Here is an 11,946-nt window from a genome sequence, read left to right on the forward strand (position 1 = left end):
CTCACACAAACCTCTCTCCAGACGGATCACGAGCGGTCGGACCCTCACCCCAACCCCTCTCCCGGAGGGAGAGGGGCTTTGGCTGTTCCCTTCTCCCGCCGGGAGAAGGTGCCCCGCAGGGGCGGATGAGGGTCCGGGCGCAGCCTCGTGTTGCCAGATGGGTGCAGCGCTTCGCGCTCCGTACCCCCACCCCAACCCCCTCCCGGCGGGAGAGGGGCTCTAAGGCTCAGCCTTGGCTGCGGCGCAGGCGGCTGTGGCGGTAGCCGTAGCCGAAGTAGATCCCCAGGCCGATCACCGTCCAGCCGGCCATCAGCATCCAGTTGTGCGCGGTCATCGCCGACAGCAGCGCCAGGCAGCTGAGCACGCCGGCGATGCAGATCGGCCAGGCGAACGGGATGCGGAACGGGCGCGGCAGGTCCGGCTGGGTGCGACGCAGGATCAGCACGCCGGCGCAGACCGCGGCGAAGGCGATCAGGGTGCCCATCGAGGTCAGTTCGCCGAGCACGTCCAGCGGGAACAGCGCCGCCAGCAGGGCGATGCCGATGCCGGTGATCACGGTGTTGACGTGCGGGGTGCGGTAGGTCGGGTGGATCTTGGTGAACACCGGCGGCAGCAGGCCGTCGCGGGCGATGATCATGAAGATGCGTGGCTGGCCGATGATCATCACCAGCACCACCGAGGACAGGCCGATCAGCGCGCCGATCTCCACCACCACGCGCAGCCAGGCCAGCTGCGGATGCGCCGCCACCGCGGTCACCACCGGCTCGTCGGTGCCCAGTTGGGTGTACGGCAGCAGCCCGGTCATCACCGCGGCCATGGCGATGTACAGCACGGTGCAGATCACCAGCGACAGGATCATGCCGATCGGCAGGTCGCGCTGCGGTCGGTGCGATTCCTGCGCCGCCACCGACACCGCCTCGAAGCCGATATAGGCGAAGAACACCATCGCCGCGCCGCGCAGCACGCCGTCCAGGCCGTACTTGCCCGGGCCTTCGTTGGCGGGGATGAACGGGTGCCAGTTGGCCGGGTCCACGTACTTCCAGCCGGCGGCGATGACCAGGACGATCAGGCCGCTCTTCAGCACCACCATCGCCATGTTCATCGCCGAGGACTTGCGGATGCCGACGTAGCACAGCCAGGTCAGCAGCAGCACGATGCCGGCGGCAGGCAGGTTGGCGATCGCGCCGGTCGGCTGCAGCTTGCCGTCCAGTGGCGCGTTGACCAGGGCCGCGGGCAGATGGATGTCGAAGTGGTCGAGCAGGCTGAGGAAATAGCCGGTCCAGCTCACCGCCACCGCGGAGGCCGACACGCCGTACTCCAGCACCAGCATCCAGCCGATGAACCAGGCCGCCAGCTCGCCGAAGGTGGCGTAGGTGTAGGTGTAGGCGCTGCCGGAGACCGGCACCATCGCCGCGAACTCGGCGTAGGCCAGCGCGCAGAACGCACAGCACACCGCGGCCAGCACGAACGAGAGCATGATCGCCGGTCCGGCGTGGTTGGCCGCCGCCTGCCCGGTGATGACGAAGATGCCGCCGCCGATCACCGCGCCGATGCCGAGCGCGGTCAGGCCCCAGGGGCCGAGCGCACGTTGCAGGCCCAGCCCGCCGGCGTCCTCGTGGCTGGCATGGGGGTGTTTAGTGGCCAAGAGTTGTTTGAGCATCGAGCGGTTCCAGCCGGGCGCGGCGTGCGAGGAAGAGGGGACGAACGCGAAGACCGGCGCGGACGCCGGTCTTCTGGGGGACGGATCAGGCCTTGGCGGCCAGGCGGCTGTTGCGGATGCCGTAGAAGAAGTAGATGCACAGGCCGATCAGGGTCCAGCCGACGAACACCTTCCAGTGTTCCTGGAATGCCTGGAAGAACAGGCCCACGCAGAACAGCGCGCCCAGCGGGCACACCGCCCAGAACAGCGGCACCCGGAACGGACGCGGCAGATCGGGACGGGTGAAGCGCAGCACCATCACGCCGACGCACACCGTGGCGAAGGCCAGCAGGGTGCCCATCGACACCAGTTCGCCGAGCACGTCCAGCGGGATCAAGCCGGCCAGCAGCGCGGCCAGCACGCCGACCACCACGGTGCCGACGTAGGGCGTGTGGAAGCGGCGATGGACCTTGCCGAACAGCTTCGGCAGCAGGCCGTCGCGCGCCATGGTGTAGAAGATGCGCGGCTGCGCCATCAGCATCACCAGCACCACCGAGGACAGGCCGGCGATGGCGCCGATCTCGACGAAGGTCTTCAGCCAGGCCAGCTGCGGGTAGTGCTCCAGCGCGGTGGCCACCGGCTTGGCGGTGCCGAGCTGGGTGTAGGGCAGCAGGCCGGTCAGCACCGCGCAGACGATGATGTAGATGACGGTGCAGATGGCCAGCGACACCAGGATGCCGATCGGCATGTTCTTCTGCGGGTCCTTGGTTTCGCCGGCGGAGGTGGAGACCGCATCGAAGCCGATGTAGGAGAAGAACACGATGGAGGCGGCGCGGAAGATGCCGCTCCAGCCGAATTCGCCCGGGCCGGTGTTTTCCGGGATGAACGGGTGCCAGTTGTCCGGGTTGATGTAGAAGATGCCGACGCCGACGAACAGGCAGATCACCAGCACCTTGATCGCCACCACGATGGCGTTGACGAAGGCCGACTGGGTGACGCCGACGTAGCACAGCGTGCTGACCGCGGCCACGATCAGCACCGCCGGCAGATTGACGATGTTGCCGGAGGCGACGAAGGCGTGGCCGGTCCAGGTCAGCGGCGCGCTGGCCAGTTCCGCGGGGAAGGGCAGGCCCAGGGTGCCGGTGACGAAGCTGATCAGGTAGGCCGACCAGCCCACCGCGACGCTGGAGCCGGCGAACAGGTATTCCAGCACCAGGCACCAGCCGATGAACCAGGCCACGCCTTCGCCGAGCGTGGCGTAGGAGTACGAGTAGGCGCTGCCGGAGACCGGCAGCATCGCCGCGAATTCGGCGTAGCACAGGCCGGCGAAGGCGCAGGCCAGGCCGGCGAACACGAACGACAGCATCACCGCCGGGCCGGCATGATTGGCCGCGGCCTGGCCGGTGAGCACGAAGATGCCGGCGCCGATCACCGCGCCGATGCCGAGCAGGATCAGGTGTCTGGCGGTGAGGGTGCGTTTGAGGGTGGCTTCGCCCTCCAGACTGCCTTCGAACGGTTCGCCGGCATCGACGTGACCGGCCGGTTCGATCGGCTTGACCCTCAGCAGAGACTTGAGCATTCGGTGCATCCCCAGGTGGCGGTACGGGGCAAGTGGCCCCGGCAATGGCGAAGCGCCGGGCCCGCAGCGGGCGACGCAAGCGTCGTACCATGCCAAAGCCGGCCGGCCGCCACAAGCCGCGCTGCACCGTGGACGGCGATAATGGCCACCCCCGAATGCGAGAACGCCGATGCCGGAGTCGTCCCTACGCCAGCAGTTGCAGGCCCATGCCGGGCAGTGCCCGGACCAGGCCGAGGTCGCCGCGCAGTTCCTGGCCTTGCTCGACGATGCCGCCGATCCCTTCGTGCGCGCCCGCCTGGACGGCCATTTCACCGGCTCGGCCTGGCTGGTCAGCGCCGACGGCACGCGCACCTTGCTGACCCATCACCGCAAGCTGCAGCGCTGGCTGCAACTGGGCGGCCACGCCGACGGCGACCGCGATCTGGCGCGGGTGGCGTTGAAGGAGGCCGAGGAAGAATCGGGGCTGCCCGGCCTGGCGCTGGAGGATGGCGCGATCTTCGACCTGGACCGGCACTGGATTCCCGCCCGCGGCGAGGTGCCGGGGCACTGGCATTACGACGCACGCTACGTGGTCCGCGCCGGCGCCGATGAAGCCTTCGCGATCAGCGCCGAGTCGCTGGCCCTGGCCTGGCGCCCGATCGCCGAATTGCTGGACGAAGCGGATCTGGATCCGTCGCTGCGGCGCATGGCGCAGAAGTGGTTGAAGCGCAGCGCATCAGCCCCTCTCCCCCCGGGAGAGGGGTTGGGGTGAGGGTGCGGGCGCGCAGCGCATGCGATGTTTCAGCTGCACGAGGCTGCGCCCGAACCCTCATCCGCCCCTTCGGGGCACCTTCTCCCGAGGGGAGAAAGAAAAGCCGGCTCCGGCTGGATGGCTTAGCCCCTCTCCCCCCGGGAGAGGGGTTGGGGTGAGGGTCCGGGCGCGCAGCGCCCCCACGAATCCCCAATCCCCAATCCCCGCTAGTAAAGAATGCGCGTCCGCAACGTCCCCGCCACCTGCGCCAGTTCGTCCTTCAGCACCGCGGCCAGTTCCTCGCTGGCGGCGACGTCGATCACCACGTAGCCGACCTTGGGGTCGGTGCGCAGGAACTGGCCGTCGATGTTGACGTTGTGGCGCGAGAACAGTTCGTTGATCTGCGACAGCACGCCCGGCACGTTGCGGTGGATGTGCAGCAGGCGCAGGCTCTCGGCATGCTCGGGCAGGGTGACTTCGGGGAAGTTCACCGCCGACAGGGTGCTGCCGTTGTCGCTGTAGCGCACCAGCTTGGCCGCCACTTCCACGCCGATGTTGTCCTGCGCCTCCAGCGTGCTGCCGCCGACGTGCGGGGTCAGGATCACGTTGTCGTGCGCGGCCAGCGGCGATTCGAACAGGTCGCCGTTGCCCTTTGGTTCGATCGGGAACACGTCCACCGCGGCACCGCCGATGTGGCCGCTGCGCAGCGCCGCGTCCAGGGCGTCGATGTCGATCACCGTGCCGCGCGAGGCGTTGATCAGGTGCGCGCCCGGCTTCATCTGCGCCAGTTGCGTGGCGCCGATCATGTTGCGGGTGGCCGCAGTTTCCGGCACGTGCAGGGTGACCACGTCGGCGCGCGCCAGCAGGTCGTCCAGGTCGGTGGCGGTGCGGGCGTTGCCCAGCGACAGCTTGGTCTCGATGTCGTGGAAGATCACCTGCATGCCCAGCGACTCGGCCAGCACGCCGACCTGGGTGCCGATGTGGCCGTAGCCGACGATGCCCAGCACCTTGCCGCGCGTCTCGTGGCTGCCGGCGGCCGACTTCGACCAGCCGCCGCGATGGCATTCGGCGTTCTTCTGCGGAATGCCGCGCAACAGCAGGATGGCCTCGGCGATCACCAGCTCGGCGACGCTGCGGGTGTTGGAGTAGGGCGCATTGAACACCGGAATGCCGGCCAGTTCGGCGGCGTCCAGGTCGACCTGGTTGGTGCCGATGCAGAAGCAGCCGACCGCGATCAGGCGCTTGGCGTGGGCCAGCACCTCGGCGCTGAGCTGGGTGCGCGAGCGGATGCCGACGATGTGCGCCTCGGCGATGCGCTGCTTGAGCTCGTCTTCCGGCAGCGATTTGGCGTGCAGTTCGATCTGCGAGTAGCCGGCCGCGCGAAACACGTCGACGGCGGTCTGGCTGATGCCTTCGAGCAGCAGCACGCGGATATCCTGCTTCGGAAACGAGGTCTTCTTGGGCGACATTGCGGCGAGGGAGCGATGGCCAACGGGCCGGTCACTATGCCAGATGGCTTCGCGCTTTGGTGCGCCGCAATAGGATGCCGGGAGACCGTGGATGCAACGCCGATGGACGGTTTCAGCTGCATCGATTGGCGGCGGCCGGTGGTGGATTCGGGAGTGGGGAGTGGGGATTCGCGAAAGCAGCGGCCTGCTGGCAGCGAACTGGACGCCGTTGCACAACGCTGGCACGCTTGAACGATTGTCTACGCTTCGACCTCTCCACTTATGACCGACCCGCGCCTGGATGCCCTGGCCCTTGCCGTTCCCGGCCTGCGCCTGAAGACCGATCCCGCCGACCTGGAGCACTACGGTCGCGACTGGACCCGGCGCTGGACCCCGGCGCCGCTGGCGATCGCGCTGCCGGCGACGGTGGAGGAGGTGCAGGCGGTGCTGCGCTGGGCCAACGACCACGCGGTGGCGGTGGTGCCCTCCGGCGGTCGCACCGGCTTGTCCGGCGGCGCGGTGGCCGCGCACGGCGAACTGGTGCTGAGCCTGGAGCGGATGAACAAGGCGCTGGCCTTCGATCCGGTCGACCGCACCCTCACCGTGCAGGCCGGCATGCCGCTGGAAGCGGTGCACAACGCGGCGCGCGAGCAAGGTCTGCTGTATCCGGTGGACTTCGCCGCGCGCGGGTCGTGCTCGATCGGCGGCAACATCGCCACCAATGCCGGCGGCATCCGCGTGATCCGTTATGGCAACACCCGCGAGTGGATTGCCGGATTGAAGGTGGTCACCGGCAGCGGCGAGCTGCTCGAGCTCAACCGCGGGCTGATCAAGAATTCCAGTGGCTACGATTTCCGCCAACTGCTGATCGGCTCCGAAGGCACCCTCGGCATCGTGGTCGAAGCCACCCTGCGGCTCACCGACCCGCCGCCGCCGAGCAACGTGATGTTGCTGGCGCTGCCCTCGTTCGAGGTGCTGATGCAGGTGTTCGCCGCGTTCCGCAGCCGGCTGCAGCTGGAGGCGTTCGAGTTCTTCACCGACCGCGCGCTGCAGCACGTGCTCGCGCATGGCGCGCAGGCTCCGTTCGACACGGTGTATCCGTACTACGTGGTCACCGAGTACGCCAGCGGCAACGAGGCGCAGGAGGCCGCGGCGCTGGCCGCATTCGAGGCCTGCATGGAGCAGGGCTGGGTGCTGGACGGGGTGATCAGCCAGAGCGAGGCGCAGGCCGCGCAGTTGTGGCGCCTGCGCGAAGGCATCACCGAAGCGGTGGCGCGCTACACCCCCTACAAGAACGACGTGTCGGTGCGGATCTCGGCGATGCCGGCGTTCCTGGCGCGGACCCAGGCGCTGCTCGGCGAGGCCTACCCGCAGTTCGAGGTGGTGTGGTTCGGCCACATCGGCGACGGCAACCTGCACATCAACGTGCTCAAGCCCGACGCCACCACACCGGCAGATTTCATCGCCGCCTGCGAGCAGGTGACCAAGCTGCTGGCGCAGGTGCTGGCCGAGCACGGCGGCAGCATCTCCGCCGAGCACGGCATCGGCCTGGTCAAGAAGCCGTATCTGGACAGCACCCGCAGCGCCGAGGAGATCGCGCTGATGCGCGCGGTCAAGCGCGTGTTCGATCCGTCCGGGTTGCTCAATCCGGGCAAGCTGTTCGATCCCTGAGCGCGGCCGTGCACCGCTGCCGCGCGGCCCGTTCAGGCGCTGCGCGGGGCGGACCGCTAGGCTATGCGGCGCGGCGCTGGCCGTCCCCTTTTTCACGATCCCGTTTGGAACGATTGCAATGACCCGAGTGACCGCGCGCTGCGCCCTGCTGTTCGCCCTGATCCTGCCCGCGTTCGCGCAGGCGTCCAGCTTCGCCGGCAGCTCCGCCGGTTCGGCCTCGGCCGGCTCGGCCGGCAGCTCGGCGTCCTCGGACAGCAGTTCCAACAACGACAAGGTGGTGCTGCAGGCGCGCGACGACGCGGCCGGCTTCGTCGCCAGCGCCGGCCGCATCCGCGGCGTGCAACTGGAAGCGGCGCTGCGCGTGCTGCGCGAGCGCAACCCGCAGGCGCAACAGGCCAGTGATCTGGAACTGGCGCAGGCGATCCTGGCGCTGTGATCCCGCGCCGGCCACGGCGCCTGCGCGCGCGGTGGCTGGCGTTGCTGGCGCTGGCCGCTGCGGTGCACGCAGCGGCCGCGCCGCTCGCTGTCGATGAGACAGGGCTGAGCCCCGCCGAGCGTACGGCCAGCGAGGCCGTGCTGAGCGTAGCGCAGGCGCGACTGCCGCCGGCCTGGACCGCGGCGCTGCCCGCAGGGCTGCCGCTGCAGTGGCGCGACGATCTCCCCACGCAGGTGCACGGGCGCGCGCAGGCCAGGCGCCTGCTGTTGAACAAGCGCTTGCTGCGCGACTGGATGGCGGCGCCAGGCAGCGACACCGATCCGGTCGCCGACCCGGCACGGCGCCCGGCACTGGCCGCCTTGCTGCACGAACTGGCGCACTTCTACGACCGCTCCACGGCCGGGCATCTCTCGTCCGATCCGCGGCTGCTGGATCTGGCCGGCTGGCAGGTCAGCCCGATGCGCCTGGGCCTGCGTCGCGGCCAGAACCGGTTCACCGAGCGCAGCCCGGATCCCTACGAATTGCAGTCGCCGGCCGAGTTCGTGGCGGTGAATCTCGAGCACTTCCTGCTCGATCCGGACTACACCTGCCGGCGGCCGGCGCTGGCCCGCTACTTCGCCGCACGTCTGGCATGGACGCCGCCGTCGAACGCATGCGCGCCCGGCCAGGTCTTCGTGCAGGATCCGCTGGCCGACGCCGCCGCCTTGCTGCAGGTGGATCCGGCGCGGATCTACGCGGTGGACTACCTGCTGGCCGAAGGCAATGCGCAGCCGATGAGCCACTGGGGCCACAGCATGCTGCGCCTGGTGATCTGCGCGCCGGGGCGGCCGCTGGGGCCGGCATGCCGACTGGATCTGGCCGAGCACCGGGTGCTGTCGTTCCGCGCCTTCGTCGACGACGTGCAGATTTCCAACCTGCGCGGGCTCACCGGCTCCTACCCGTCGCGGTTGTTCGTGCTGCCGCTGCGCCAGGTGGTGGACGACTACACTCAGGTGCAGTTGCGCGGCCTGCAGTCGCTGCCGCTGCGGCTGTCGCGCGAAGAGATCGCCGCGCTGCTGGAGCGCGCCGCGCAACTGCACTGGAGCTACGACGGCCGCTACTACTTCCTCAGCAACAACTGCGCGGTGGAGACCTACGCCTTGCTGCACGACGGCGTGCCGCGGCTGGCGGCCGCGCATCTGTCCGGGATCAGCCCGACCGGCCTGCGCCGGCGCCTGGTACGGGCCGGCATCGCCGATGCGTCGGTGTTCGACGACGCCGATGCGGCGGTGCGCAATGGCTACTTCTTCCCGGCGGCGAGCGCGCATTTTGAGGAGATGTTCGCGGTGGCACGCGGTTCCTTGGCGCTGCCTGCCCGCAATGCCGACGCGTGGCTGGACCTGCCGGCCGCACAGCGTGCGCCGTGGCTGCAGCGTGGCGACCTGCGTGCCAGTGCCGCCTTGCTGCTGCTGGAGAACGCCGCCCGCCGCCGCGCCGAGCAGCGTGGGCGCGAAGCCTTGAAGCGGCGCTATCTGGGCAAGCCGTTGCCGTCCGCGATGGCGGGTGCGAGCGAGCGCGATGCGGGTGCCGATACGCGCGATGCTGCCAGCGCTGTGCGTGCGGTGCTGGCCGAGCAAGGGCTACTGAGCCAACCGGCGAGCCTGCTGCAGGGGCAGCCGGGCTATGGCCTGCCGCAGGCGCAGGAGCGCGCCTGGCTGCAGGTGCAGGGACAGGCACGGATCGCGGCGCTGCACGACGACGGCGCTGCGCTGCAGACGCGCCTGCGCGGGTTGCTGCCGGCGTCGCTGCAGGCGGACCTGGCGCAGATCGATGCCAACCTGGCGACGCTAGGCGCACGTCTGCGTACGCTCAATCGCGAAGGCGGTGGGTTGCAGTTGCGGTCGCCTTCTGTGTTGCAGCCGCGTGGTGAGCAGCCGTAGTGCGGCATGCGGGTTTGCTAGGCGAAGCTATCGAAGGCAGATGTATCGCGCGTGCGGTAGACGGCGGCGCGGTCGCGGCTGAAGCCGCTCCTACGGCGCTGCTCGCGGGGTGAGTCCGCAGCACCTGTTTGCCGCAGGCGCAGCCGTGTCGGCGTGAAGCAAGACCGATAGCTCCATGCGTCGGGACTGAAGTCCTTCCCACAGAAACGCGGCGCCGCTCCCATGTATCGCACGTGCGGTAGACGGCGGCGCGGTCGCGGCTGAAGCCGCTCCTACGGCCGCTGCTCGCGGCGAGTCCGCAGCACCTGTTTGCCGCAGGCACAGCCGTGTCAGAGTGAAAGAAGACCTATAGCTCCATGCGTCGGGACTGAAGTCCCTCCCACAGAAACGCGGCGCCGCTCTCAACCCAATCATGTAGGATCGGCTTCAGCCGCGACGAACGAAGGCGCGAAGCCGGCAGATGTCGACGGCCGTCAGGGCCGACGCCCATCCTCGCAAGGGCACCACCCAACCTACCCGCCGGCAAACCGCCATCACGGCAGCTCGAGGCCGACATCCTTGCCGTAGCGGCGCAGCCAGGCGTCGCGTGGTGGGTCCTGGCGGTACTGCGCGCGCAGCTTCGCCCAGGTCTGTTCATTGCCGTCGCAGTACTTGGCCATTGCCTTTTCCAGTTCGCGCCGTCGCGCCGCGTCGTAGGCCTCTTCGCCGGCGAAGTGGTTGCAGGTGTCCTGGCGCGCAACGAAGGCGCGGATCGGCTCGGGCAGCGTGCAGAAACCGTCGTGGTGCTCGGGATCGACCGCGTCCGGAATCGTGCATGCGGGCTTGGCCGCGGCCGCCTTGGTCGCCGCGGCCGGCGTCACCGGCGCGGCGAGCGCCAGCACCGGCAAGGCCAGCAGGCCGAGGCAGGCGCGCCGTGGCGCATGCGCGGCGCTGCCTGTGCGGGAGACGTGGGTGACACGGCGCCCGCGCATGGGCTCAGTCGGCGCGACCGGCGAACTCGCCGGTGGTGGTGTTGACCAGCACGCGCTCGCCGTTGCCGATGTACTCCGGCACCATGATCTCGATCCCGGTGTTGAGCTTGGCCGGCTTCGGGCGCTTGGTGGCGGTGCCGCCCTTGAGCTCCGGCGGGGTTTCGATCACTTCCAGGGTCACGCTCTGCGGCAACTGGATCGCCACCGGCTGGTCGTCGATGACCTGCACGTAGATGCCGCTGAGGCCGTCGGTGATGTAACCCGCATCGGTGCCGATCGCATCGGCGTCCAGGGTGTAGGGGGTGTAGTCCTCGTCGTCCAGGAACACGAAGGCCTCGCCGTCCTTGTACGAGAAGGTGGACTGGCGGCGCATCAGCTCGACTTCGCGCAGGTCGTCGTCGCCGTCGAAGCTGGCATCGAGCTTGTTGCCGCCCGGCACGCTGTACATCACGAAGCGGAAGCGCACGTTGCCGCCGCGGCCCTGCGGCGAGCTGCGCTCGATGTCGCGGATCTGGTACACGCCGTTGTTGTACTCGACGACGTTGCCTTTCTTGATTTCGTTGGCTTTCATGGGTGTGGGGCCGGGATTGGGGATTAGAGATTGGGGATTGGAAAGCGCCGGGCAGGGACGCGGGACGGGGAGCGCTTGCGAATCCCCAATGCCGAATCCCCAATCCCGGCTACTTCGGCGCCAACCGCACCGCGCCGTCCAGGCGGATGGTTTCGCCGTTGAGGTAGCGGTTGCGCAGCAGGAACATCACCGTGTCGGCGAATTCGTCCGGGCGGCCGAGACGCGAAGGATACGGGATCGAGGCGGCCAGCGACTGCTGCACGGCCTCGGGCATGCCGTCGACCATCGGGGTCCAGAAGATGCCCGGGGCGATGGTGTTGACGCGGATGCCGAAGCGCGCCAGTTCGCGGGCCATCGGCAGGGTCATCGCCACCACGCCGCCCTTGGACGCGGCGTAGGCGGCCTGGCCGATCTGGCCTTCGTAGGCGGCGACGCTGGCGGTGTTGACGATGACGCCGCGCTCGTCGTCCTCGCCCGTGGCGTTGTGCTGCATCAGGTCGGCGGCGGCCTTGGCGACGTTGAAGCTGCCGACCAGGTTGACCATCACCGTGCCCTGGAAGGTGGCCAGCGGCATCGGCGCCTCCTTGCCCAGCACGCGGCCGGCGCCGAGGATGCCCGCGCAGTTGATCGCGGCATTGAGGCCGCCGAGGAAGCCCTGCGCTGCGCCGAGCTGCGCGGCCACCTGGGCCTCGTCGCTGACGTCGGTGCGTAGGTAGCAGGCCCGGTCCGCGCCCAGGGCGGCGACCGCGGCCGCGCCCTTGTCGTCGTTCAGATCGAACAGCGCGACCTTGCCGCCTTCGGCCACGATGCGTTGCGCCACCGCCAGGCCGAGGCCGGACACGCCGCCGGTGACCACCGCTTTCAGATCGGCAAGCTGCATGGATGTTCCCTCCCAGGAAAACGCCCAGTTTAGAGGCTGCCGCCCCATCGCGGCGAGATCGGCGACGGGCCGCGGCGCGCAGGTCTGTCGCCGGGTGAGTAA

General features: G+C 69.2%; 10 protein-coding genes. 4 read left to right on the top strand and 6 right to left on the bottom strand.

Annotation, left to right across the window (positions count from 1 at the left end; translation table 11 throughout):
* Positions 1 to 226: 226 nt before the first annotated feature.
* The gene (locus PIQ37_RS05100; RefSeq protein ID WP_342072637.1) at positions 227 to 1,660 is read right to left on the bottom strand and encodes an amino acid permease; all 1,434 of its coding nucleotides are present in this window, start codon (positions 1,658 to 1,660) and stop codon (positions 227 to 229) included.
* An 85-nt stretch (positions 1,661 to 1,745) separates the two neighbouring features.
* On the bottom strand, positions 1,746 to 3,218 hold the full coding sequence (locus tag PIQ37_RS05105; protein WP_017912141.1) for an amino acid permease: 1,473 nt from the start codon (positions 3,216 to 3,218) through the stop codon (positions 1,746 to 1,748).
* A 169-nt stretch (positions 3,219 to 3,387) separates the two neighbouring features.
* Here PIQ37_RS05105 and PIQ37_RS05110 point away from each other — a divergent pair, with 169 nt between their 5' ends.
* A complete protein-coding gene (locus PIQ37_RS05110) occupies positions 3,388 to 3,969 on the top strand; it encodes an NUDIX hydrolase (protein ID WP_342072638.1) in 582 nt (193 codons plus the stop codon).
* 206 nt (positions 3,970 to 4,175) lie between these two features.
* Here the strand turns inward: PIQ37_RS05110 and serA are convergent, their stop codons facing one another.
* On the bottom strand, positions 4,176 to 5,417 hold the full coding sequence (gene serA / locus PIQ37_RS05115; protein ID WP_342072639.1) for a phosphoglycerate dehydrogenase: 1,242 nt from the start codon (positions 5,415 to 5,417) through the stop codon (positions 4,176 to 4,178).
* A 261-nt stretch (positions 5,418 to 5,678) separates the two neighbouring features.
* Between serA and PIQ37_RS05120 the strand changes: the two genes are divergently transcribed.
* The 3 genes from PIQ37_RS05120 to PIQ37_RS05130 all read left to right on the top strand — a co-directional run bounded on the left by PIQ37_RS05120 (position 5,679) and on the right by PIQ37_RS05130 (position 9,422).
* Positions 5,679 to 7,067, top strand: coding sequence for an FAD-binding oxidoreductase (locus PIQ37_RS05120; protein WP_342072640.1), 1,389 nt, complete (start codon positions 5,679 to 5,681; stop codon positions 7,065 to 7,067).
* 118 nt (positions 7,068 to 7,185) lie between these two features.
* Positions 7,186 to 7,503, top strand: a complete 318-nt coding sequence (locus PIQ37_RS05125) for a DUF2388 domain-containing protein (RefSeq protein ID WP_010341821.1) — start codon at positions 7,186 to 7,188, stop codon at positions 7,501 to 7,503.
* A complete protein-coding gene (locus tag PIQ37_RS05130; RefSeq protein ID WP_342072641.1) occupies positions 7,500 to 9,422 on the top strand; it encodes a DUF4105 domain-containing protein in 1,923 nt (640 codons plus the stop codon). Before PIQ37_RS05125 ends, PIQ37_RS05130 begins: the two co-directional genes overlap by 4 nt.
* A 533-nt stretch (positions 9,423 to 9,955) precedes the next feature.
* Here the strand turns inward: PIQ37_RS05130 and PIQ37_RS05135 are convergent.
* From PIQ37_RS05135 to PIQ37_RS05145, 3 genes are all read right to left on the bottom strand, one after another.
* A complete protein-coding gene (locus PIQ37_RS05135) occupies positions 9,956 to 10,393 on the bottom strand; it encodes a hypothetical protein (protein WP_342072642.1) in 438 nt (145 codons plus the stop codon).
* A gap of 4 nt (positions 10,394 to 10,397) precedes the next feature.
* Entirely contained in the window at positions 10,398 to 10,964 is a 567-nt protein-coding gene (yeiP, locus tag PIQ37_RS05140; protein WP_017912214.1) for an elongation factor P-like protein YeiP, read from the bottom strand.
* Positions 10,965 to 11,073: 109 nt separating this feature from the next.
* Positions 11,074 to 11,844, bottom strand: coding sequence for an SDR family oxidoreductase (locus tag PIQ37_RS05145; protein ID WP_342072643.1), 771 nt, complete (start codon positions 11,842 to 11,844; stop codon positions 11,074 to 11,076).
* Between the last annotated feature and the right edge of the window lie 102 nt (positions 11,845 to 11,946).

Origin of the sequence: Xanthomonas protegens, from assembly GCF_038442435.1 — a bacterium.
GTDB lineage: Bacteria > Pseudomonadota > Gammaproteobacteria > Xanthomonadales > Xanthomonadaceae > Xanthomonas_A > Xanthomonas_A sontii.